Origin of the sequence: Hymenobacter metallilatus (genome assembly GCF_003944705.1) — a bacterium.
Taxonomy (GTDB): domain Bacteria; phylum Bacteroidota; class Bacteroidia; order Cytophagales; family Hymenobacteraceae; genus Hymenobacter; species Hymenobacter metallilatus.
In genome coordinates this window covers 159,769-183,066 of record NZ_RWIS01000002.1, presented here as the reverse complement: position 1 = coordinate 183,066, position 23,298 = coordinate 159,769, and the positions used below count along the sequence as shown (strand labels likewise).

General features: G+C 59.7%; 21 protein-coding genes. 10 read left to right on the top strand and 11 right to left on the bottom strand.

Going from position 1 to position 23,298, the window contains the following annotated elements:
* The first annotated feature begins 135 nt into the window (after positions 1 to 135).
* The 3 genes from tilS to EI290_RS22345 all read left to right on the top strand — a co-directional run bounded on the left by tilS (position 136) and on the right by EI290_RS22345 (position 2,912).
* Positions 136 to 1,464: a tRNA lysidine(34) synthetase TilS gene (gene tilS / locus EI290_RS04155; protein WP_125427067.1), complete on the top strand. Its 1,329-nt coding sequence runs from the start codon at positions 136 to 138 to the stop codon at positions 1,462 to 1,464.
* A 186-nt stretch (positions 1,465 to 1,650) separates the two neighbouring features.
* Positions 1,651 to 2,592, top strand: a complete 942-nt coding sequence (gene mdh / locus EI290_RS04150) for a malate dehydrogenase (RefSeq protein ID WP_125427065.1) — start codon at positions 1,651 to 1,653, stop codon at positions 2,590 to 2,592.
* Positions 2,593 to 2,699: 107 nt separating this feature from the next.
* Positions 2,700 to 2,912 (top strand): macro domain-containing protein, encoded by a 213-nt coding sequence (locus tag EI290_RS22345; RefSeq protein ID WP_185816839.1) that lies wholly within the window; start codon positions 2,700 to 2,702, stop codon positions 2,910 to 2,912.
* Between the two features lie 17 nt (positions 2,913 to 2,929).
* Here EI290_RS22345 and EI290_RS04140 read toward each other — a convergent pair whose 3' ends face one another.
* The 3 genes from EI290_RS04140 to mutL all read right to left on the bottom strand — a co-directional run bounded on the left by EI290_RS04140 (position 2,930) and on the right by mutL (position 6,928).
* On the bottom strand, positions 2,930 to 3,832 hold the full coding sequence (locus tag EI290_RS04140; protein ID WP_125427063.1) for a rhomboid family protein: 903 nt from the start codon (positions 3,830 to 3,832) through the stop codon (positions 2,930 to 2,932).
* A 106-nt stretch (positions 3,833 to 3,938) separates the two neighbouring features.
* Positions 3,939 to 4,706: a rhomboid family intramembrane serine protease gene (locus EI290_RS04135; protein WP_221766230.1), complete on the bottom strand. Its 768-nt coding sequence runs from the start codon at positions 4,704 to 4,706 to the stop codon at positions 3,939 to 3,941.
* Between the two features lie 152 nt (positions 4,707 to 4,858).
* Positions 4,859 to 6,928 (bottom strand): DNA mismatch repair endonuclease MutL, encoded by a 2,070-nt coding sequence (gene mutL / locus EI290_RS04130; RefSeq protein WP_125427059.1) that lies wholly within the window; start codon positions 6,926 to 6,928, stop codon positions 4,859 to 4,861.
* A 308-nt stretch (positions 6,929 to 7,236) separates the two neighbouring features.
* On the opposite strand from mutL, the gene EI290_RS04125 reads away from it, so the two are divergent.
* Together EI290_RS04125 and bshA are read left to right on the top strand one after the other, a co-directional pair.
* Entirely contained in the window at positions 7,237 to 10,188 is a 2,952-nt protein-coding gene (locus EI290_RS04125; protein ID WP_125427057.1) for a glycoside hydrolase family 3 N-terminal domain-containing protein, read from the top strand.
* A 182-nt stretch (positions 10,189 to 10,370) separates the two neighbouring features.
* Positions 10,371 to 11,507, top strand: a complete 1,137-nt coding sequence (gene bshA, locus EI290_RS04120) for an N-acetyl-alpha-D-glucosaminyl L-malate synthase BshA (RefSeq protein WP_125427055.1) — start codon at positions 10,371 to 10,373, stop codon at positions 11,505 to 11,507.
* Between the two features lie 97 nt (positions 11,508 to 11,604).
* Here bshA and EI290_RS04115 read toward each other — a convergent pair whose 3' ends face one another.
* Positions 11,605 to 12,144 carry a DUF7935 family protein gene (locus EI290_RS04115; RefSeq protein WP_125427053.1) on the bottom strand — a complete coding sequence of 180 codons (540 nt, stop codon included), beginning with the start codon at positions 12,142 to 12,144 and terminating at the stop codon, positions 11,605 to 11,607.
* A 205-nt stretch (positions 12,145 to 12,349) separates the two neighbouring features.
* Between EI290_RS04115 and EI290_RS04110 the strand changes: the two genes are divergently transcribed.
* Positions 12,350 to 12,703, top strand: a complete 354-nt coding sequence (locus tag EI290_RS04110; protein WP_125427051.1) for a HesB/IscA family protein — start codon at positions 12,350 to 12,352, stop codon at positions 12,701 to 12,703.
* 76 nt (positions 12,704 to 12,779) lie between these two features.
* On the opposite strand, the gene EI290_RS04105 is transcribed toward EI290_RS04110, so the two are convergent.
* From EI290_RS04105 to EI290_RS04095, 3 genes are all read right to left on the bottom strand, one after another.
* Positions 12,780 to 13,130: a hypothetical protein gene (locus tag EI290_RS04105; protein ID WP_125427049.1), complete on the bottom strand. Its 351-nt coding sequence runs from the start codon at positions 13,128 to 13,130 to the stop codon at positions 12,780 to 12,782.
* Positions 13,131 to 13,181: 51 nt separating this feature from the next.
* Entirely contained in the window at positions 13,182 to 14,102 is a 921-nt protein-coding gene (locus EI290_RS04100; protein WP_125427047.1) for an MBL fold metallo-hydrolase, read from the bottom strand.
* A gap of 197 nt (positions 14,103 to 14,299) precedes the next feature.
* On the bottom strand, positions 14,300 to 14,755 hold the full coding sequence (locus tag EI290_RS04095; RefSeq protein WP_125427045.1) for a GNAT family N-acetyltransferase: 456 nt from the start codon (positions 14,753 to 14,755) through the stop codon (positions 14,300 to 14,302).
* Positions 14,756 to 14,834: 79 nt separating this feature from the next.
* On the opposite strand from EI290_RS04095, the gene EI290_RS04090 reads away from it, so the two are divergent.
* Both EI290_RS04090 and glpK read left to right on the top strand, forming a co-directional pair.
* Complete coding sequence (locus tag EI290_RS04090) at positions 14,835 to 16,457, top strand: glycerol-3-phosphate dehydrogenase/oxidase (RefSeq protein ID WP_125427043.1); 1,623 nt, start codon at positions 14,835 to 14,837, stop codon at positions 16,455 to 16,457.
* Between the two features lie 66 nt (positions 16,458 to 16,523).
* The gene (glpK, locus tag EI290_RS04085; protein ID WP_125427041.1) at positions 16,524 to 18,020 is read left to right on the top strand and encodes a glycerol kinase GlpK; all 1,497 of its coding nucleotides are present in this window, start codon (positions 16,524 to 16,526) and stop codon (positions 18,018 to 18,020) included.
* Here glpK and EI290_RS04080 read toward each other — a convergent pair.
* The gene (locus EI290_RS04080) at positions 18,017 to 18,652 is read right to left on the bottom strand and encodes a hypothetical protein (RefSeq protein ID WP_125427039.1); all 636 of its coding nucleotides are present in this window, start codon (positions 18,650 to 18,652) and stop codon (positions 18,017 to 18,019) included. The genes glpK and EI290_RS04080 overlap by 4 nt on opposite strands.
* A 79-nt stretch (positions 18,653 to 18,731) precedes the next feature.
* Positions 18,732 to 19,610, bottom strand: coding sequence for a ChaN family lipoprotein (locus EI290_RS04075; RefSeq protein ID WP_125427038.1), 879 nt, complete (start codon positions 19,608 to 19,610; stop codon positions 18,732 to 18,734).
* A 112-nt stretch (positions 19,611 to 19,722) separates the two neighbouring features.
* On the opposite strand from EI290_RS04075, the gene EI290_RS04070 reads away from it, so the two are divergent.
* Positions 19,723 to 20,295 carry a Crp/Fnr family transcriptional regulator gene (locus EI290_RS04070; protein ID WP_125427036.1) on the top strand — a complete coding sequence of 191 codons (573 nt, stop codon included), beginning with the start codon at positions 19,723 to 19,725 and terminating at the stop codon, positions 20,293 to 20,295.
* 86 nt (positions 20,296 to 20,381) lie between these two features.
* Complete coding sequence (locus tag EI290_RS04065) at positions 20,382 to 21,155, top strand: sterol desaturase family protein (protein ID WP_125427034.1); 774 nt, start codon at positions 20,382 to 20,384, stop codon at positions 21,153 to 21,155.
* 12 nt (positions 21,156 to 21,167) lie between these two features.
* On the opposite strand, the gene EI290_RS04060 is transcribed toward EI290_RS04065, so the two are convergent.
* Together EI290_RS04060 and EI290_RS04055 are read right to left on the bottom strand one after the other, a co-directional pair.
* Positions 21,168 to 21,662: a hypothetical protein gene (locus EI290_RS04060; RefSeq protein WP_125427032.1), complete on the bottom strand. Its 495-nt coding sequence runs from the start codon at positions 21,660 to 21,662 to the stop codon at positions 21,168 to 21,170.
* 251 nt (positions 21,663 to 21,913) lie between these two features.
* On the bottom strand, positions 21,914 to 23,242 hold the full coding sequence (locus EI290_RS04055; protein ID WP_125427030.1) for an ABC transporter permease: 1,329 nt from the start codon (positions 23,240 to 23,242) through the stop codon (positions 21,914 to 21,916).
* Positions 23,243 to 23,298: the final 56 nt, after the last annotated feature.

The following is a 23,298-nucleotide window of genomic DNA, read 5'->3' as shown; positions in this document are numbered from 1 at the left end:
GGGGCTGGGGGTGGTTGACACTCGTTGAACATCCTTTTTGCTCTAAAAGTAGCCTGTTCATTTGCCATCAACCACCCCCAGCCCCTCCTTTCCAAGGAGGGGAGCTAGCCCTTTAGCACTAGATTGCGCTTTCCCATGCTCGACCAAATTCAACTCTTCATTCAGGAAAACTCTCTCTTCTCCCCCACCGACCAGCTGCTGGTAGCCGTCAGCGGCGGCCTCGACTCGGTGGTGCTGGCCGACGTGCTGCACCGGCTGGGGGTGAAATTTGGGGTGGCGCACTGCCACTTTGGGCTGCGCGGCGAGGAAGCCGACGCCGACGAGCAGTTCGTGCGCAAACTGGCCGAGAAGTACGAGGCCCCTTACTTTGTGGAGTTTTTCCAGACCAAGAAGTTTGCTGAGCAGGAAGGCATTTCAACCCAGATGGCCGCCCGCGCCCTGCGCTACGAGTGGTTTGAGCGGGTGCGGGAGCAGCAAGGCTACGCCGCCATTGCCACCGCCCACCACCAGCGCGACACCGCCGAAACCATGTTGCTCAACCTCACCCACGGTACCGGCCTGGCCGGGCTGCACGGCATCCGGCCCAAAGCCGGCCATCTGGTGCGCCCCCTACTGGCCGTAAGCAAGCCCGACCTGTACGACTACGTGGTGGAAAACCGCCTGATCTGGCGCGAGGATGCCAGCAACGACTCGCCAGTGTACCAGCGTAACCGCCTGCGCCTAGAGGTGCTGCCCGTGCTGCGCGACATTAACCCTTCCCTCGACCACACCATGAGCGTGACAGCAGAGCGCGTGGGCGCGGCCGAGGAAATTGTGCGCCGCTACGTGGAGGAAACCGCCGCCCAGGCCCAGCGCCAGGAGCCGGAAGCTACCTACCTTGATATTCGCCTGCTCCAGAAAACTGCCGCCACGGCCCTGGTGCTGCACGAACTGCTGCGGCCCTTCGGCTTCAGCTACCTCGTTACCAAGGACATTGTGCAGAGCTTCGGGGCCGAGCCGGGCCGCCGCTTCGAGTCGCCCACGCACCAGCTGGTGAAGGACCGGGACCAGCTGGTAATTACTCCGCGCAAGCTCCGGCAGTTCGGCAGCCATCAGCTGCAGGCCGGGCAGGAAGCCCTGAAAATTGACGGCCTGCACCTGCGCACTGAGTTGCTGGAAATAACCGAAGGCTACGACGTACCCAAAGGCAAAGCCCTGGCCGCCCTGGATGCCGACGTGCTCAAGTTTCCGCTCACGGTGCGCCCCTGGCAGGAGGGCGACTGGTTTATGCCCATCGGCATGAAGGGCAAGAAGAAGCTCAGTGACTTCCTCATCGACCAGAAAGTGCCCCTCAATCTGAAAGACAATGTGTGGGTGCTGGTGTCCGCCGACGGCAAAATTGCCTGGGTTATCGGTTTCCGGCCTGATGAGCGGTTCCGGGTGACGGAGCAGACGGAACGGGTGCTGCTGGTGAAGCGGATGTGAGACATGAGCAGCAGTGGAAAGGCCGTCATTCCTCGGCTCCGCTCGGAATGACGTTCTTATGAGGACAGCTTGCTAACTCTCCACACGCTCTGGTGTAAAAGTCTCACTTTTTATGGCTCACCTTCTCACTTCTATGGAGTAGCTTTACGGCCAACCCACAAGTTCACACCCAATTCCATCCACTCCATGAAAGTTACCGTAGTTGGAGCCGGCAACGTAGGCGCGACCTGCGCCGATGTACTGGCCACCCGCGAAATTGCCAACGAAATCGTCCTCGTTGACATCAAGGAAGGCATTGCCGAAGGCAAAGCCCTGGATATCTGGCAGAAAGCCCCCATCATCGGCTACGACTCCCGCACGGTGGGCGTCACCAACGACTACAGCCGCACCGCTGGCTCCGACGTGGTGGTAATTACCTCGGGCCTGCCCCGCAAGCCCGGCATGAGCCGCGACGACCTGATTGCCACCAACGCCGGCATTGTGAAGTCGGTGACGGAGCAGGTGGTGAAACACTCGCCCAACGCCATCATCATCGTGGTGAGCAACCCCCTGGACGTAATGACCTACCAGGCCCACCTGACCTCGGGTCTGCCCCGGGAGAAGGTGTTCGGCATGGCCGGCATTCTGGATACGGCCCGCTACCGCGCCTTCCTGGCCGAGGCCCTCAACGTGAGCCCCAAAGACATTCAGGCGGTGCTCATGGGTGGCCACGGCGACACCATGGTACCCCTACCCCGCTACACCACCGTGGGCGGCATCCCCGTAACCGAGCTGATTGGCAAAGCCGAACTGGACGCCATTGTGCAGCGCACCGCCGTGGGCGGGGGTGAGTTGGTGAAGCTGATGGGCACTTCGGCCTGGTATGCCCCCGGTGCCGCCGCGGCCCAGATGGTAGAGGCCATTGTGCGCGACCAGCGCCGCGTGTTCCCCGTGTGCATCGAGTTGCAGGGCGAATACGGCATCAACGGCGTGTACCTGGGTGCTCCGGTTATCCTGGGTAAAAACGGCATCGAGAAGGTTATCGAGCTGCAACTCAACGATGAGGAGAAAGCCCTGCTGGAAACCTCCCGCGGCCACGTGAAAGAAGTAATGGACGCGCTGGACAACCTGAGCAAAGCCTCGGCGTAACCTGCACCCAATCCATAAAAAACCGGCCACCCTACGTCTAGGGTGGCCGGTTTTTTTAATGCTAATAGGGGTGCTGAAATGCGCATTTTGCCGTTCTGAACGCTTGTATGCACTTCTATTTTACCGATACAAACCCTGAAATTACCGACGCCTGGCATCACGTTTTTGCCGATGTACCTCAGGTAACCTTCCGCTGCGGCTCCATTTTCGACGTACCTGCCGATGCGCTGGTGAGCCCGGCCAACAGTTTTGGCTATATGAACGGCGCCATCGACTTTGCCATAAACCCCGCTGCCTGGAAGGCGGCGGGGTTTTATTAGAAACTCATCGGGGCAACTTACTTCTGGCTGGCCCGGAACAGCTTCTGCTTTTCCTCCTTACTCAGACTTTCGTAGCCAGAGTGGGAAATCTTATCCAGAATCAGGTCGATTTCATCCTGGCCGGGCTGGGTGGGCGCACCTTTCTTCGCAACCGGCGCGGCTGGCGCGGCACTGGCATTGCGGTGGGTAACGCGCAAGTTGGGGCGGCCGGTTACCAGGCGCACGAAAAAGTCGCCGACCGCCTGCACCGGGCGGCCCAGGTCGCGGCCGGCTTGCAGCTGCTTCACGAACAGAAACCCAATGAGCGCGCCGCCAATGTGCGCCAGGCCACCGCCGGGGTTGCCTTGGTTGATGGCCAGCACCGACAGCAAAATCACCACAGCCGCAATGTATTTGATGCGCACGGCCCCCAGCAGAAACAGCATAAAGGTGTAGTCGGGCAGCAGGGTGGCGGCGGCCATGATAACGGCCGTAACAGCCGCCGAGGCCCCCAGCAGCGGCACGCCGGCCTCGGCGTAGCGCTGCAGCGTAGGTATCAGATTAAAGCCCAGCAGGAATAGCGCGGCGCCCGTCAGCGCCCCCAGCACGTACAGGCTCACCAGGCGCCGGTCGCCCAGGTACTCCCGAATCAGGGCCCCGAACCAGTATAGGTTCAGCAGGTTGAACAGGATGTGAAAGGGGCCTTCGTGAGTGAAGGCGTAGGTCAGCAGCGTCCAGGGGTGGCGCAGCAACGAAGGCATATCCGAGGGTAGTGCAAACTGCCGCAGTACGTTGGGGTAGTACGCCAGCGTGCCCGAGAGGTACATGATTGCCTTCATCAGCACCAGAAACACGAACACCAGCACGTTCAGCAGCAGCAGCTGGTTCAGCGCGTTGTCGCGGCGACTAAAAGCAGTTCGGATATCGTTGACGATGCTCATGCGAGGTGGGGCGGAGGGTAGAGATACGGCCGGGTGGGCAGCGGGGTGAGGGAGGAATGTCCGCAATTTTCGTGCAAGCTGCCTCCCTTACCGTCAGCCTGACACACTAGTACAGCCGGGTGCGGTTGCGCTGCCAGATTTGCAACACAATGAAGCCCACCAGCATTCCGCCCAAGTGGGCAAAGTGGGCAATGTTGTCGCCGGGCACGCGCCGGATGCCGAAAAAGAACTCAAACAGGCCGTAGAGTATCACGAAGTACTTGGCCTTAATGGGCACCGGAAGCGGAAACACCATCAGCAGGGAGTTCGGGAAGAGCATTCCGAAGGCAATGAGTATCCCAAACAGCGCCCCCGAGGCCCCCACCATCGCGCCGTCCCGGCTGGCCTCATACACCCGCTCCAGCTGAGCCAGCTCGTTCTGGATAACGTACGTGTCGCCCGGGTTATCGTGCAGCTTCACGGCCGCCGACTCGTGGGTTTCTGCCAGCTCTTTTGGCAGGTTGGTTTCCACGAAGTCCTTCAGGTTTACGCCGGTCGGCTCCGCCCGGAACGTTTCCAGCTGCTGGCCCATGCGGTGTACCTCGTAGGTGCGCAGGCCGTTGTATAACACCCCGGCTCCCACCCCGCAAATCAGCCAGAACGTGAGAAACCGCTTGGCCCCCCAACGCTGCTCCAGCAGCGGCCCCAGGGCAATCAGGCCAATCATGTTGGAAAAGATGTGGCCAGCATCGGCGTGCATGAACATGTGCGTCAGAAACTGCCAGGGCCAGAACATCGGCGACCCAATGGGGTAGAGCGCCAGCAAATTGAGGTTGAGCAGGTATTTGCTCGCAATGAACACCACCACATTGGCAATGAGCAGGTTGCGAACCATCGGGGTAAGTTGAAACATAGGGTATTGCGTAAGACTGGCGAGGCTGTTTCCGCCGGTTTTTTGCCCTGAAACTACGCAGATGCCGCCGAAATGGCTGGCACCTGCCAACAAAGGCCTGTTTGGGAATCTGCGCGTAGCGGAGCCCCCGGCCCCTACTTCCGGAATAACTCCTGCAACTGTCCCATTTCCAGCATGACCAGCGTACGGCGGCCATCGGGAGTATAGTTGGGCACCGAGCAGGCGAAGAGCTTATCCACAATGGCCGTCATTTCGCGCTCCGAGAGACGGGCCCCACTGGCGCTGGCCGCCACCCGCCGGGCCAGCGCCCGGGCCATCTGCTCGCGGCGGTCCAGCCTCATGGGGCCGGCCGAGGTGCGAAACTGCTCAATGAGGCCTTCCAGTAACTCCTTTTCGTCGCGGGCCGGCACATCGGCCGGAATGCCTTCTACGGCAATGGTGTGCTTGCCAAAATCGGTAAAACGGAACCCCAATGAGCGGAGCGACTCTTCCACCTCCCGCAGAATAGCAAAATCCTGGGGCGTAAACGTAATAGTGCGCGGGAACAGCAGTGTTTGGGAGGCACTAACTTCCCGCTCCAGGCTCTGGGTGTACTGCTCGTACAGAATCCGCTCCCGGGCCGCTACCTGGTCAATCAGCATCATGCCCGACTTCACCGGCACCAGCAGGTAGTGCTGGTGCAGCTGCAGCACCTTGTTGCCCGGCCCCGTACTGGATTCGCGCAGGGGCAGCTCGGGCGAGGCGGCCGCAGCGCTGGCACTGGGCAACACCACCGGTACCGCAGCCGGCTCCGGTGCCGGCGGGCCCGCAGCGGCCGGCATAGCCGTAAAGCCCGCCTGCAACGGGAGGCCACCGGGGAGCGGCCCATCGTCGGCGGGCAAATCCTCATCCGGGGCCAGGGGCACAATAGTGGGTACTGGTACGCCCACGGCCGTGGCTTCGTGCTCCACATCGGGCACACTCAGCTGGCTCAGGCTCTTATAGAACTCCTCCAGGTCGCGCTTGGCCTGCTCGGTGGGCCGGGGCGGCAGCTGCCGCTCGTAAGCATCCTGAGCGGCGGGGCGGCCCGGGCTTTTGGCCGCAGCCCGGGCCGCCGAGGCCAGCGCATCGGGCTGAAAACTGTCGTCGAAGGGGTTTTTCTCCTGCCCCGACAGCCGCAGGGGCTGAATGGGCGCGAAGTTCACGTTGCCGTCGAAATCCAGGGACGGGGCCATATTATGCAGACCCAGGCTCTGCTTGGCGGCCGCCCGCACAATGGCGTACACCGTCTTCTCGTCCTCAAACTTGATTTCGGTTTTGGTGGGATGCACGTTGATGTCGATGGACTTGGGGTCGAGGTCCAGAAACAGTACGTAAAAGGGATGCGTGTCCTTGGGAAGCAGGCCTTCATAGGCCGTCAGTACCGCGTGGTTGAGGTAGGCCGAGCGGATAAAGCGGTTGTTGACAAAGAAAAACTGGTCGCCCCGGCTTTTCTTAGCCGATTCGGGTTTGCCGATATAGCCCTTTACCGTCAGGAAGGGCGTCACCTCCTCTACCTGGGCCAGCTGCTCCTTGTAGCCGTTGCCCAGCAGGGCCACAATACGTTGGCTGAGCTTGCCGGCCGGGAGGTTGAATACCTCCAGCTCGTTCTGGAATAAGGAAAAGCTGATGTGTGGGTTAGCCAGGGCTACGTGCTGAAATTCATCCAGGATGTGGCGCATTTCCACCGCATTGCTCTTGAGAAAATTGCGGCGGGCCGGCACGTTGAAAAACAAATTCTTTACGCTGATGCTGGTACCATCGGGGCAGGCTACGGGCTGCTGGCTGGTAATCTGGGAGCCCTCCACCAGCAGGAGCGTACCGGTATCCTGGTCGCGCTGCTTGGTGCGCAGCTCTACCTGGGCCACGGCCGCAATGGAGGCCAGGGCCTCGCCCCGGAACCCCAGCGTCCGGATGCGAAACAGGTCGTCGGTGGTGCGGATTTTACTGGTAGCGTGGCGCTCCAGGCTCATGCGCGCGTCGGTCGGGCTCATACCCTGGCCATTATCGACTACCTGCACTAACTGCTTGCCGGCATCTTTAATGATAAGCTGCACCTGCGTAGCCCCGGCATCCACGGCATTTTCCAGCAGCTCCTTCACGGCCGAAGCGGGCCGTTGCACCACCTCGCCGGCAGCAATCTGGTTAGCTAAATACTCGGGCAGAAGTTGGATGATATCGGCCATAAACAAGCAATAATCGGAAGAGAAAACAGGGAGGTCAGCGGCTGGCTTCCGGCAGCTATCCGCTTGAGTACAACGGGGCTCGGGAATTTATGCGTAAGTTTGCGGCCAACTTTTGTGTGTACCAGCGGAGACTTATTCGCTGGTTCCTGCGTTGGGAAGTGAGGAAGGCAGGGATTCAAAGGCCAGTACCAGCGGCCCCATTACCCGGCCGAGCGCACTACCCGGCACCCTTTTTGGAGGGGCAAAAGTAGGGCTTTTCGGCTCGCCTTCCAGTTTCTTTACCCCTTCAGCACGAACCACCGGAGCCGATGCTCAAAGACTTTCGGATTGGACTTTTCCTGCTAGTACTGGCCTGCCTGGGCTGGGCTGTTTCCTCCTCAGTGCCCCGCGACAACGGGGCCCGGCCCATGTCGGTGGCCGAGCAGAACTGGGTGGACAGCGTGTTCAATTCCCTCACTCCCGACCAGCGCCTGGGCCAGCTCTTTATGGTGGCTGCTTACTCCAACAAGGATAAGCGCCACGCCCAGGCCATCGAAGGGCTGGTACGCAACCAGGGCGTGGGCGGACTGATGTTTCTGCAGGGTGGCCCCCGCCGCCAGGCCCTGCTCACCAACCGCTACCAGGCGGCTGCCAAAGTACCCCTGCTCATTGCCATGGATGCTGAGTGGGGCCTGGATATGCGCCTGGACTCCTCCATGCACTTTGCCAAGGGCATGACCCTGGGTGCCATGGACGACGACCAGTACGTGTACCAGATGGGTCGGGAAATTGCCTTAAAGATGAAGACCCTGGGCGTGCACGTGAGCTTTTCGCCGGTGCTGGATGTCAACTCCAACCCCGATAATCCGGTTATCGGCAACCGTTCATTTGGCGAAAACAAGGAGCAGGTAGCCAGCCGGGGCATTCAGTATATCCGGGGCCTGCAGGACCATGGCGTAATTGCCGTAGTAAAGCACTTCCCCGGCCACGGCGACACCGATGTGGACTCGCACGTAGCCCTGCCCGTTATCAACTCCGATATGGGCCGCCTGACCAACGTGGACCTGTATCCGTTCCAGAAATCCTTTGAGCAGGGCGTGATGGGCGTAATGGTGGGACATCTGTACATGCCTCTGTTCGATACGGTTCGGACGCTGTCGGCCACGGTGTCCCGCAACCTGGTAACTGGTCTGCTGAAAGAAAAGATGAATTACCGGGGCCTGGTGTTTACCGATGCCCTGAATATGAAGAGCGTGTCCAGCCTCTACAAGCCCGGTGAGCTGGATGCCCTGGCGCTGGTAGCCGGCAACGACGTGCTGCTGTTTTCAGAAGATGTGCCGGTAGCCCTGGTAAAAATTAAAGAGGCCATAGCCGCCGGCAAAATTGAGCAGGCCGATGTGGACCAACGGGTACGCAAGATTCTGCGGGCCAAGTTCTGGGCCGGGCTCAATAAGTACCAGCCCATTGATGTGCCCAACCTGATGCAGAACCTGAACCGGCCCCTGAGCCGCATGGTGCAGCAGGAAATTTATGAGCACGCCACTACGGTGGTGAAAAATGCAGACGATATTCTGCCCTTTCACCGCCTGGATACCCTGCGCATTGCCGCCGTTACCATTGGTTCCGACGCGCCGACTTACAAGGAAATTATGGGCAAGTACCAGAGCGGACCGGTGTATGCGGTGCCCAACCGCTACGCCCCCGATTCCACGTTTGCCCGCATTGGGGGACGGCTTGCGCCCTACAACGTGGTGGTGGTAAGCCTGCACAACATGAACAACACGCCCACCCATAACTATGGAATTGGGGAAGGCGCGCTGAAATTTCTGAAAGACCTGCGCAGCAACCCCAACATTAAAACGGTGGTGGTGGCTTTCGGCAATGCCTATGCGCTGAAATTTCTGGAGGAAAACCCCAACCTGGTGTGCGGCTACGAGGATAACTATGCCTCTCACCTGGTGGTACCGCAGGTTCTGTTCGGGGCACTGCCCGCCCGGGGCCGTCTGCCCGTAACGGTTTCGGAAAATCTGAAAACCGGCCTGGGTCTGCCCACGCCTGACTTTAAGCGCCTGCGCTACGGTACACCGGAAGAGGTTGGTCTGGATTCTAAAATACTGGCCCAGATTGATAACGTGGCCCTGGAAGCAGTGGCCTACGCCGCCGCTCCTGGTTGCCAGGTACTGGTAGCTAAAGACGGGATGGTTGTATTCGACAAGAGCTACGGCTACTGCACCTACGATAAGTCGCAACCCGTCAATAGCAGCACACTCTATGACCTGGCTTCGGTAACGAAAGTGGCCGGTACGCTGCAAGCCATTATGTACCTGAAAGACCAGGGCAAGCTGAACCTCGATGATAAAGTAGCGGCTTATCTGCCCGAGTTGAAAAGCACCAATAAAAAGGACATGACGGTACGGGAAGTGCTTATGCACCAGGCAGGCCTCAAGCCGGGCATCCCGACCTGGGAGAAAACCATTACGAAGACCGGCCCCAAACCCACATTCTACGCCAGTACCGAATCGGCAGAGTTTTCCCGGGAAGTTACGCCCGACCTGTTCAGCCTGCGTACCTCCGAGGATTCTGTCTGGACCTGGGTGCAGCGCTCCGGTCTGCTGCCCAAAGTGAAGGGCAAGTATCCGGTGGAGTACTCCGACCTCAGCTTTATTATTCTGAAACGGGTAGCCGAAAAGGTGCTGCAGCAGCCCATCGACGAGTTTCTGGCTAAGAACTTTTTCCAGCCTCTGGGCCTGGGCACCATGACGTATAACCCGCTCAGCAGGTTTCCGAAGTCGTGCATTGCGCCCACCGAGAATGACACCTACTTCCGCCGCACCCAGTTGCAGGGCACCGTGCACGACCAGACCGCCGCTATGATTGGGGGCGTAGGCGGCCATGCGGGCCTGTTCTCCAACGCCAACGACCTGGCTGTGCTCATGCAAATGAACCTGCAGAATGGCCGCTATGGCGGGCAGCGCTACTTCCAGACGCCCATTGTAACAGAGTTTGCCCGCAGTACTGAGGCCGGCAACCGCCGCGGCCTGGGCTGGGACCGGGGCGACCCCTCGAAGCCCGAAGGGCCCACCAGCAACCTTTCCCCGGCCAGCACCTTCGGCCACACCGGCTTCACGGGCACCTGCGTGTGGATGGACCCGGAAAACAAAATCCTCTACATCTTTCTTTCTAACCGCGTGTACCCCGACGCTGGCAATAACAAGCTGCGCCAGTACAACATCCGCACCCGCATCCACGACGTTATCTATAAGTCGCTGCAGAAGACATGATGTGTTGTCCAGCTTTTCCGTTCCTTTGATTCCGCAATCGGCGGCAGCGCGTTCCTCAGAGCGACCTGCCGCCGATTTTTTTGTCCTTGCTCTGTCATTCGCCACTGTGTTGGCTCCGACAGTTCTATCTACTCCTACAACTGCTCCCGGCCGTGGCCGGTTGTAACTTCTCCCCTACTCTCATGAACATCGGCATTGTCTGTTACCCTACGTTTGGCGGCTCCGGCGTAGTGGCCACCGAGCTGGGCAAAGCGCTGGCCCAGCGCGGCCACCGGGTACATTTCATTACTTACAGCCAGCCGGTACGCCTCGATTTCTTCAACGAGAATCTGTTTTACCACGAGGTCTATATTCCGCCCTACCCACTGTTCCAGTTCCCACCCTACGAGCTGGCGCTGGCCTCGAAGATGGTGGACATTGTGCAGAACGAGAAGCTGGATGTGCTGCACGTGCATTACGCCATTCCGCACGCCTCGGCGGCTTACATGGCCAAGCAGATTCTGCTCACCCGCGGCATCCGTATTCCGGTGGTTACCACCCTGCACGGCACCGATATTACTCTGGTAGGCAAGGACGCCAGCTATGAGCCGGTAGTAACCTTCAGCATCAACCAATCAGACGGGGTGACGGCCGTATCGGCCGATTTGCGCAAAGAAACCTACGAGTACTTTGCCATTGAGAAGGACATTGAGGTAATTCCCAACTTTATCAACCTTGTGCGCTTTCAAAAGCAGGATAAGGGGCATTTCAAGGCGGCCATTGCTCCCAACGGAGAAAAGCTGCTGGTGCATACCAGCAACTTCCGCTCAGTAAAGCGGGTAGAGGATGTGGTGCAGATTTTTGCCGGCGTACGCAGGCAGATTCCGGCCAAACTCCTGCTGGTAGGCGACGGCCCCGACCGGCCCCGCATCGAGAAGCTCTGCCGTGAAATCGGCTACTGCGACGATATCCGCTTCCTGGGTAAGCTGGAAGCCGTGGAGGAAGTACTTAGCATTGCCGACCTGTTCCTGATGCCTTCCGAAAAGGAAAGCTTTGGCCTGGCAGCCCTGGAAGCCATGGCCTGCGAGGTACCCGTTATCAGCACCAACGCCGGCGGTATTCCCGAGCTGAATGAGCACGGCCTTACCGGCATGGTCAGCGAGATTGGCGACGTGCCTGACATGGTAAAAAACGCCCTCTACGTACTGGAGGCAGATAACCTGCCCCGCTTTAAAGCCGCCGCCCGCGCCCACGCCGAAACCTTCGCCGTGGAAATCATCGTGCCCCGCTACGAGGCCTGCTACCAGCGCGCCATCGATGCAGCCCTGGTGACGGTGTAAGGAAAGTCAAGGAGCGAAAAAGCCGGTCATCCTGAGCATGTGGTTTGAGGTGCCACATGCTCAGGATGACCGGCTTCTTGTTGTCCGACCCTTCTTTTTAAAACATGGCTACCGCCTCGCGCTTCACGGCCAGCAAAGCGGCTTCTACGGGGTCAGGCTGGTTGTCCTGCATCAGGGTTTCGAGGATGCGGCGGGCCAGCTCAGGGCCCCGGGCCTCCTGGGGGTTGGGCAGGCTGCGAAACTGGGTGCTGATGAGGTTCACAACGGATTCCTGAGCCTGTTTTACGGCGGCCCAGGTGTCGGGCTGCATGTAGAGCTGCTGGCTTAGGTTGTGCTCCACTTCGGCCCGAATTTCCTGCAGGAGCAGGCGGTGGTAGTCGGCGGCGGGCAGGCCGGCGCTACTCACGCGCACCAGCAGGTTGTGGGGGCTGATGCGTTCCAGTAGCAGCGTGACGCGCTCCAGGGCCTGCAGGCGTAGTGGCAGCGTGGTTTTACTGGCTTCCAGACGCATCTCGATGAGGCGGCGCTGCTGCTCCCGCTCCAGGAACTGCTGAAACAGGTAGTAAATAGCTCCCGCCACAATCAGGGCGGGCAGAATAATTTTGAGCAGATCGAAAACGTACGCTGTTGAATCCATGCGGGGGCAAATAACAGAAAAAGGCCGGGCAGCGCTGCCTGGCCCGAGCAAAGATAATCTGTGAACCGGAGGGCTCAAGCCATTGTTATACGACCAAACGCGGCAAACGACCGACGTAGTGTAGCTGCCCCAAGGCCAGTCGGCATTCGGAACTACTACTTGCTTCGTATCTTTGTCGCCTTACTTCTCTAAAGACGAACTCACTATGGCAACGGCCGTCTCCACGAAACTTGCTCCCATCAACCTCACTCCCCGCGCGCTGGAAGAGGTTCGGAATATTCTGATCGAGAAAAATGTGCCTGGCGAGTACGGCCTGCGCGTGGGCGTACAGGGGGGCGGCTGTTCCGGCATGAGCTATCTGCTGGGCTTCGATAAACCCAAGGACCAGGACGAAACCTTCGACCTGGATGGCGTAACGCTCATCATGGATAAAAAGCACGCCATGTATGTACTGGGCATGGAGGTTGACTTCCAGGATGGCCTCAACGCCCGGGGCTTTGTGTTCAACAACCCCCAGGCCAAGAGCACCTGCGGCTGCGGCTCCTCGTTCTCGGCGTAAGCAGCGAAATTTTCACGATAGACAAAAAGCCCCTGACCTTGCGGTTAGGGGCTTTTTTCGTTTTTCAACTGGTTTCTCAGGCTGGCCCGTTGAGCAGGACTACCACGGCAGCGGCATCCTCTACTTCAATGATTAACTGATCGTATTCGTCGTGTTGCAGGTCGATGATGACGGCCCGCTCGGCGCAGTGCACATCCCAGAAAATGCGCTTGTCCTCGTGAAGAAACGTGCCGGCGGCCAGCAGCCCCGGAATGTGGGTACCGGGCATACGCCAGCCTTTCCACCAGCCTTTCAGCACTTCGGGGTCCTGCCGGGCACCGGTAATATGATTTCTGGGAATCTGTAGCTGGCTTTTGAAGGCCCAGAGCTTGTGTAGCCCCTTGACCTGAAAATGCACGTCGTCACCCTGAATAGATACGTCGACCATAGAAAAGGAAAGTGCAGATCGGAAGATGAGTTACCGGCAAGAACACGCTTTTTAGAACTCCAGCCGTTGCCCCTGCTCCGGGAAAATCAGCCGGAGTTGCAGGGTGTTGGCTTCGGTCAGCTCCTGGCGGATGGCTTCCTCACTGCCGGGCGTGGGTTTGCGGTGAGTGACGACGACGGGCAGCCCGCGCATGGCCTCCGGGCCCGCAAGCTGGGCCAGTACACCCAACTCCTGCAGCAGCAAGGCCGGCGTAAGGTGGCCGAACAATTGCGCGGGGGGTTGAGAATTGGCGTAGGATGCTTCAATGAACACGGCCTTGAGCTGCCGGGCTTTTACCAGCGGCGCCACTGCCTGCCACAGCCGACGGAGGTTATCGGTTTGTTCCACGGCGTCGGCCCCGGTATCACCGAGGTAGAGCAGGTAGCTGCTGCCGCTGCGCACCAGAAACGCGGCGCTTTGGGTAGGCCGGCCGTGGCTGAGCACGAAGCTCCGCACGTGCAGCGGCGTGTTTTCCAGCAGTACCTCCCGGCCCGGCGGCAGTTCCCGCAGCTGGTACTTGCCCAAAGCCGGCGGGTTGCCGCCCGGCCCAAAGTTGGGCCAGGCCCGCCAGTTGAAATAGTCGTTCTGGATGGTGGCAAGGCAGCCCGGCAGGCCGTAGATGCTTTTCGGAGCATCGTCGGGGGCGTTCAGCAGCAGGCCGGCTACGTGGTCGAGGTGGGCGTGCGACACCAGGTAGCCTTTAATACGGGTGCGGATGGTTTCGGCGGCCGGGCCGGGCAACGCCTTCCGGGCCACAGCCCGCACCACGCCGCTGTACACGGTGCCGGCATCAAGGCACACGTACTCCGCCGAGCCGGCCGGGGCCACCAGATACGCCGAGAGGTTGCCCTCGGCCAGCCCACCTTTCACCCCGAGTGGAATGACGGTGAAAGAGGGCTGGGCAGCCGCTGAACACACTACCAGCCAACACATCAGCAAGAGGAGCAGCCAGCGTTGGCTACGGTGTACTACTTTATCTGACAACATACCTCCATTTTTATAGCGTGCCCGCTGACCCGGAGCGGGCACAGAAACCGTAGATCCGGCCCGTAGCGCGGGCAGTAGCCTGCAGCAGGGGTTGCCGCTGCGCTGACCAGCTGGTACGCTGTAGCTCCGGGCTGCTGCCCCCGCTACTCGGTGCCCAAAACCGTCAGGCGTTTCCATACCTCCTTGGTCATTTCAAAGCGCACTTCCCCGCTGCTGGTACGGCCCGTATCCTGCCAGCCCTGGCGGCGGTAGAACTCCTCGGCCCGTGTGCCGGGGCTGGTGCTGAGCCAGATGGGGTGGCTGGTGTGGGCGAAGTACCAGCTCAGCAGCAGATGATGCAAGGCCTTGCCGATTCCCCGCTGGTCGAAGTCGGGATGCACAAACAGCGCCCAGATGTTGTGGGCCTGCACATCGGCAATGGCAAAACCAACCACCCGGCCTGCATCTTCGGCCAGCCAGCCCTTACCGCGCCGCGTGAGATAATCCCGGTAATCGGCTTCCGTGACGAGGGTGCGGTTGCGCAGCACATTTTCGCGCACGGCGAAGCGCACTTCCGTCAGCGCGGGAATATCGGCCGGATGGGCGGGGCGGTAGAGCATGGGACGGTGGAAGTTGAGCCGGAAATTATCCATTTCCGGCCGAATCCGTTGAGAGCAGAAGTTTTCTATTCGTCTTTCGATGCAGCCTCTGCCCAGCCCCCTGCCCTTCCAACGTGCTACCCTGCTCCGGCAGCTTGATACTACCCCGGTCTGGGACCTGCTGGTGATTGGGGGCGGGGCTACCGGGCTGGGCGTGGCGCTGGATGGGCTGAGCCGGGGCTACAAAACACTACTGCTGGAGCGCACCGATTTTGCCAAGGGCACCAGCAGCCGCAGCACCAAACTGGTGCACGGCGGGGTGCGCTACCTGGCTCAGGGCGATGTTGGACTGGTGCGGGAAGCCTTGTACGAGCGGGGGCTGCTGCTGAAAAACGCCCCTCACCTCTGCAAAAACCAGTCATTTATTATCCCGAATTATGAGTGGTGGGGCGGAGCGTTCTATACCATTGGTCTAAAGCTCTACGACCTGCTGGCCGGCAAATTGAGTCTGGGCGCCGCAACGCACATTAGCCGGCAGCAAACCCTGCGGCGCCTTTCTAACATTCGGCCCCAGGGGTTACGGGGCGGGGTGGTATACCAGGATGGACAGTTTGACGACGCCCGCCTGGCCGTGAACCTGGCCCAGACGGGGATAGAGCTGGGAGGAACGTTACTTAACCACGTTGCCGTAACTGGTATGCTGAAGGACGAAAATGGCCAGGTGGTTGGCGTACGCGCCCTCGATGAAGAAACGGGCCAAACGTATGAGCTGCGCAGCAAGGTAGTCGTAAATGCCACGGGTGTTTTCGTGGATGAGATATTGCAGCTGGACCAACCCGGCAGGCCTAAGCTGGTGCGGCCCAGCCAGGGCGTGCATCTGGTACTTGAAGTGTCGTTTTTACCCGGCGACGATGCCCTCATGCTTCCGAAGACCGACGACGGCCGCGTGCTGTTTGCCGTACCATGGCACAACCGTGTGCTGGTGGGCACTACTGATACGCCCCTGGACGAATACGACGAGGAACCGCAGGCTTTGGAGGCGGAAATTGACTTTATCCTGCGCACAGCCGGCCGTTATCTGGCCCATCCACCCCAACGCGCCGATGTGCTGAGCGTTTTTGCCGGCCTCCGGCCTCTGGCGGCCCCACAGAACGGCTCGGCCGCCACCAAGGAAATTTCGCGCAGCCATAAATTGCTGGTATCGGCGGGCGGCCTGCTTACCATCACGGGCGGCAAATGGACTACCTACCGCCGCATGGGCCAGGACACCGTGGATAAGGCTATTGCGCTGGGCAGGCTCCCCAAGGCGGCCAGCCAAACCGCTACGCTGCGGATTCACGGCGCGCAGCCAACTACTGACTACAGCAACCACCTTTACGTGTATGGCTCCGACCAGCCCGCCCTGTTGGAGCTTGTTGTACAGCGGCCGGAGCTGGGCCGGAAGCTGGACCCGCAGCTGCCCTTTCTGGCCGCCGAAGTAGTATGGGCCGCCCGCTTCGAAATGGCCCGCACCGTGGAAGACGTGCTGGCCCGCCGCGTACGGATGTTGTTTCTGGATGCCAAAGCCGCCATCGGGGCTGCCCCGCAAGTAGCCGCACTACTGGCCCAGGAGCTAGGCCACGACCCGGCCTGGCAGCAACAGCAGGTGGCTGCATTTACGGCCCTGGCTCAGCGCTACCAGCCCCTCCAGCCGACTCCAACAGCTGACATACTAACCAGATAGCCGGGTTTGCTCACGTTCAAGCCGGCCTTGGCACCTTTGTTCCCGCTTGGTTCTTTGCTCGTTTCCATGCCCCAGTACATTCTCGCCCTCGACCAAGGTACCACCAGCTCCCGCGCTATTCTCTTCGACCGGAAAGGGCGTATTGTGGCGCAAGCACAGAAGGAGTTTACGCAGTTTTTCCCGAAGCCCGGCTGGGTAGAGCATGATCCGCAGGAAATCTGGTCGACGCAGGCGGGCGTGGCGGCGGAGGCCACCGTGAAGGCCGGACAAAATGGCCGGAGCATTGCGGCCCTTGGTATTACCAACCAGCGCGAAACCGTGGTGGTGTGGAACCGCAAAACCGGCAAGCCCGTGTACAATGCCATTGTGTGGCAGGACCGCCGCACAGCTGCATTCTGCGACCAGCTACGGACCGAGGGCCGGGAGGAAGGCATCCGGGAGAAAACCGGCCTGTTGCTGGATGCCTATTTTTCGGCCAGCAAGGTGCGCTGGATTCTCGACAATGTACGGGGTGCCCGTCGGAAAGCAGAGGCCGGCCAGTTGGCTTTCGGTACCATAGACAGCTGGCTTATCTGGAACTTCACCCAGGGAGAGCTGCACATTACGGACGTTTCCAATGCCTCGCGCACTATGCTCTTCAACATACATACCCTGCAATGGGATGATGAACTATTGGCCCTGTTTGACATTCCGCGCAGTATGCTACCGGAAGTGCGGTCCTCGAGCGAGGTATACGGCCATACCAAAACCACCGTGTTTGCCTCCAAAATTCCTCTCGCCGGTATTGCCGGCGACCAGCAAGCGGCTTTATTCGGGCAGCACTGCTCCGAGCCCGGCATGGTAAAGAGCACCTATGGTACCGGCTGCTTTCTGCTCATGAACACCGGAACTACTCCTGTACCCTCCCGCAACAAATTGCTTACCACCGTGGCCTGGCAACTAAATGGGCAGGTACACTACGCGCTGGAAGGTAGCATCTTTATGGCCGGCGCGGTAGTGCAATGGGTGCGCGACAACCTGGGCATTATCAAAACTGCGGCGGAAATAGAGGCGCTGGCCCGGCAGGTAAGTGGAACCGGTGGGGTCTATTTTGTACCGGCCTTTGCCGGGTTGGGCGCCCCGCACTGGGACCCTTACGCCCGGGGCACTCTGCTTGGAATGAGCCGGGCTACCACCGCGGCGCATATTGCCCGGGCTAGCCTGGAAGCCATTGCCTTCCAGACGATGGATGTGCTTGAGGCCATGAAAACCGACTCTGGCCTGCCCATTGCGGAGCTGCGGGTAGATGGGGGCGCCTCAGCCAATAACTTACTCATGCAATTTCAGGCCGATATACTGCATACCACGGTTATCCGCCCACGCATTCTGGAAAGCACTGCCCTAGGGGCAGCTTACCTAGCGGGCCTGGCCGTGGGCTACTGGGCAAGCCCGGATGACATTCAATCCACCGGACAGCTGGGCAAGGTTTTCAAGCCCAAAGCCGGGCTAACAGCTACTACTGAAGGCATTGACGGCTGGCACCGGGCAGTGCGGGCCGTACGGGCCTGGTCGCAGGATGGCTAATGCAGCTCGTGCGGGTAGCCGATTGCCTGCAGGTCGGCGGCTAGTTGAGCCCAGTCTTCCAGCTCATTGTTAAGCGCCAGGGCACGCGCCTTGGTAAGAAGCTCGTGGTGGTAGAGAGTGGCTACGGCTTCTGCTTCCAGCGGCTCCCGCTCGGTTTCGTCGAGGTAGTACTCATTCGCCCAGTCGGCGTAAGTGGCCGGGTTCTGATCGAAAATAGCTAGCAGCTCCTCCGAGCCGTCGTCCTCATGTTCTACCACGCCGGTTTGCCAGCCGTAGGCCGGCGTGTACCACACGCAAAACGTGGTACCAATGGAGGCAACCGGTTCGCCAAAGATGAATTCCTCGAAAGCATCGGGCAGGCCCCGCGTCACCTGGGCCTTATCGGGTTGGTCGTATTCGTGCAGAAAGCCGTTGATAACGCAGCCTTCGGGTCGGAACAGCACCAGCATCTGGTCTCCTTCCCCATCACTCATTTCGAACACAGCCTCTCCTTCATCCCACTGCGGGTTGTAGGTGTAGTAGCGGTATTCGGGCTCGGGCGAATTGATGGCATCCAGAGCCGCCAGCGAAATGCAGAGGCGCTGCAATGTGGCCGCGTCGGGCAGGGCAGTAGGGGTGTGGGTGGAAATCATACAGGGAAATGGATGTCAGCTGGCACTTGTTACGCACATTACGCCAGAAGGTGCCTTCGGCATGACACGCCCGTTGGGTTTAATAGGTTTTAGTCATATCCTCAGGCACCACTACCACAAAGTCGGCTTTCTGCTGGTGCTCCAGCTCCAGCTTGTCGAGGCCGGCCTGCGAGACAGTACTGATGGTAAGCACTTTCAGCTTCGGGTTGTACTGGCGCAGGTAGGCCAGGATGCCGTCGTGGTTATCGGAGTGGTAGGCGCCGTTAAGGTGAAGCAGCAGGTGGCCTTCGGGCCGGGCCTGCTGGAGAAAGTAGGCCATGGTGGCATCTTTGAGAGCCTGAGCCCGGATGATGTTCTGCACGCCGGCCCCGTGGGCCGCATCGGTACCGAACATCTTGGCCATGGTCTGGTAACCGGGCAAGTTGAAATCTACCAGCAGCGGCAACGGAGGCAGCCAGAGCTTTTCGGGGGCAGGCAGCGCATCGAGCACCGGCAGGCCGCCTTTCGCCACCTGGGAAGCGTAGCGGCGTGGCACGTTGGTGCCCACCACCCGGAACTTCTGCTGCCGCGCCAGTTGCAGCAGGGGCTTGTAGTCGGTGGCATAGTTAGGCCAGGGGCGGCTGTCGGCCTCAAAGGCCTTATCGTCCAGTTCGCCGGTGGTATACTGGTCCACGAGGGGCTGCACGTCGCGCTCAAACATTTCCAGGCCCAATACCAGCTGGCCCTGGCGCAGGCGCAGCAGGTCCTTGGCAAGCTGCAGCTCCAGCCAGTGCGCAATTGGGTCGTTGTGCTGCTCGCCAAAAAATACCACATCGGCAGCAGCCAGCTCCTTCAGCATCTGGCCGTAGGCGGTGGGCTTGCCAGCCGCCCTGAACAAGCGGTAAGCCGGCCGGTCCTGGGCAGGCAGGGGCCGCCCGGCGAGCAGCAGCAGGCTAAAAAGAAACAGAAAACGGAACATACAGAGAAAGTTGACGGCCCCGAAGGTTGGGACCACAAGTTGGTAAACCCGCCGTACTTTCCGTTAGTTTTCTGTCCGGCTACGCCGCCGGGCGTGGCCTTCTCCATCTACAATGCACACCCAGCTTCTCCGCATCATACAGCAAAAATTCCCGCTCGATGCTCCGGCCGTCGCCTTATGCCAGCAGTATTTCGAGCCAATTGTGCGCGGCAAAAACGAGGTACTGGAGGCCGCTGGCAAAGTACCCGGGTACTTATACTTCCTCAACCGCGGGTACACCCGGCTATTCTCTACCGATGAGAACGGCAGGACTTCTACCTCCTACATTGGCGTACCGGGCACCTTTTTCACTTCGTTCCTGAGCTTTGTGCAGCAGCAACCCGCCCCCGATACGGCCGTGTGCGCTACCGACTGTGAGCTGCTGCGCATCACCGGGCCGCATTTGCGGGCCCTGATTCAGGCAAGCGAGGCCTTTAAGCAATTCAGTCTGTTGATTTTTGAGCAGGCTATGGCCCTCACCGCGGCCCGGGCTCACGACCTGGCCACCCGCAGTGCCGAGCAGCGCTACCAGAAGCTGCTCAGCGAGCAGCCCGGTATTCTGCAGCACTTGGCCATGCAGGATATTGCCTCTTACCTGGGTATGCAGCCCGAAAGCCTGAGCCGCATCCGTCGGCAAATGTCCTGAGCAGCCACTTTACTAACAATTGTCAAGTAGCGCCGGCCGGTGGCGGGCCCACCTTTGCAGCAGATCTTTTTTTCTCATCTGCTGCTATGGATGCGCTACATACCATTCTTCGCGAATTGCCCTTAGGCTTTTTACAGGGCCTGTTGCTCAACGGCTCCGTTATTACGCTGGCCTACTTCATTTTTTGGAAGAAGTTCAAGGTGCGCTTTGCTGCCTGGCGGATCCAGCAGCGGCAGCGGGCCGATGGCCGGCAGATTCGCTCTGAGCTACGCCATGCCCTGGGCACACTGCTAGTGGGCGCGCTGTTTGCCAGCGTGGTGCTCTACCTGAGTAGCCTGGGTTATACCCGCATCTACACGCGCTTCGAGGAGCATCCGGTATGGAGCGTAGCCGGTTTTTTTGTGCTGCTGCTGCTCGATGATACCTGGTTTTACTGGATGCACCGCCTCTTGCACCGCCCCTGGCTTTACCGCTGGGTACACCGGGTGCACCACCAGAGCGTTGATGTAAACCCCTTCTCCTCGCTGTCCTTTCACTGGCTGGAGCCCGTGCTGCTGTCGGCCTGGATAGTGCCGGCCGCCTGCATTATCCCCATTTATGCGCCGGTGCTGGGGCTGGTGCAGCTCTGGGGCCTGCTCGACAACGTGAAGGCCCACCTCGGCTATGAGCTGTACCCGGCGGGCTTCAACCGGGGCTGGCTGCGCTTCTTTACCTCCAGCACCCACCACAACATGCATCACCGTAAAGTACGGGGCAACTACGGCGTGCACCTGCGCATCTGGGACCGGCTGCTGGGCACCGAGTTCGAGGACTATGAGGCCGAGTTCGACCGGATTCAGCAACAACGCCGGCAACACTAAGCCACGGGGCGGCTAGTCGTCCCAGTCGTCGCCACTGGCTCCGGGACCCATCAAAATCAGCCAGAAGGGCGTACACACGCTGGGCTGGGGGGCCGTACCGCCCAGGGTTTTGGTTTCATATACTTTGTCGTTCACCAGAATATCCAGGCGCAGGTAGCTGCCGGGGCCGGGTTTGGGCGTGGTGGTGCAACTAACTTTATTCATGCTGATAGTGGCTGCCAGGTCATCGTACAAGCTGTAGTTGCCGAGTTGGTAAGTGGTATCCACGGCTACCGGGTAAGTGTAGCGCACGGTGGGCTCGGTTGTAGGGTTGGTATTGGTGTTGCGGGTGGTAGTGTACTCCATTCCGGCCCCGAGGCCCTGCAGCTTTTCGCCCTTCACCCGCAGGGCCACCTTAAACTGCACGGTGTCATTGAGCTTTTCTACCTCATCCTGGCAGGCAGAGGTGGTCAGTAGTAAGCCAGCGGCTCCCAGCCACGCGGCACAATATTTCACTTGGGCTAACATGCTATAATGAGGAGAAAGGGTAGCGGCCGGCACTTCGGCCGGCGTTAGCCCCCAAGATACGTAACAGCCCGGCACCAAGCGGCTACCCGAGCCAGGACTGGTCATTCCAACCTGGGTGGAACCGTTGTCTGTTTTCACCCAGGTTTCTTGCCCTGCTCAGAATGACAGGGACCATACCCGGGCTAACACGAAGCTGCCCCAGCACCTTTCGGGGCCGGGGCAGCGGAAGCGCAATCTGAGGGGAACAAAACTTAGCCTTTGTAAAACAGCCACTTCGACAGCTCGCCGTAGGTCACTTTTTTGCCGTACATAAGAATACCCACGCGGTAGATGCGGGCAGCCAGCCAGATGGTGCCCACGAAGCCCGCAATCAGTAGCAGCATGGAGAGGCCCAGCTGCCACATGGGCACGCCCCCAAACGGCAGGCGCATCATCATGGCAATGGGCGAGGTAAACGGAATCATCGACATCCAGAACGCCACCTGCCCGTTGGGATTGGTCGTGAGCGTGGCCTGAGCCACCACGAAGGTGAGCACCAGCGGCATCGTCACTGGCATCATGAACTGCTGGGTATCGGTTTCGCTGTCCACGGCTGAACCAATGGCTCCGAACAAGGCTCCATAAAACAGGTAGCCGCCCAGGAAATAGAACAGGAAGCAGCCAGCAATCAGGGCTACATTGATGTCGGCGTTTCTCAGAGCCTGCACCATGGCGTTGCCCTCTTTCTTTGTGTCCTTCTTCATGACTGCCGTGGTGCCGGTAGCCTTATTCACCTGCTCCACCCGACTCTGGGCAATTTTCTCAGGACTGATTGAGCCCGTAACGGCCGTCGTGATGCCCAACGACAGCAGCACCCACAGCGCCAGCTGCGTAAAGCCCACGCCGGCAATGCCCAGCACCTTTCCCATCATTAGCTCAAAAGGCTTCACGGAGGAAATAACCACTTCCACAATGCGGTTGGTCTTTTCTTCCATCACCCCGCGCATAATCTGGATGCCGTAGATGAAGATGAACATGTAAATCAGGAAGCCGCAAACGTAGGCTACGCCGGTGCTCACGCCGGTGCTGGAACTCCGCTCCCCGTCGTCGCTGAGGCTGATGGTTTGCAAGTCTACGTCGGCCTTCATATTGTCGAGCACGGCCCGGTCAAGGCCGGCTTTGCTGAGCCGCTGGGTTTCTACGGCGTTTTCCACGGCCCGCTCAATATCGCGCTGCAACGACATGCCCAGGCCTTTGCGCGAAAACACCTGAAACCCCTCGGGGTTGGCCAGATCCAGCTTGGGCACATAGAGCAAGGCATCGTATTTGGCTTTTTTAAACTCCGCTTTCGCGGTGGCCAGATCCGCCGACACCCGCGTGAAGCTAATATCATCCTTGGCTTCGGGCAGTTTCTGGGCAAACAGCCCGCCGGCATCGGCTACGGCCACCACCTTACCGTTATCCGACATAGTAGCAATGAGCACGGGCACGGCAAAGATGGCCGCCGTAATCAACGGCCCCAGCAATGACATGATGATAAAGCTCTTTTTGCGCACCCGCGTCAGGTATTCACGCTGCGCAATCAGCCAGGTTTTCGACATGGGAAAGAAGGAGTTAGATGCTGGGAGTTAAGAAGAGAGTGAGGATGTGCAGCCGG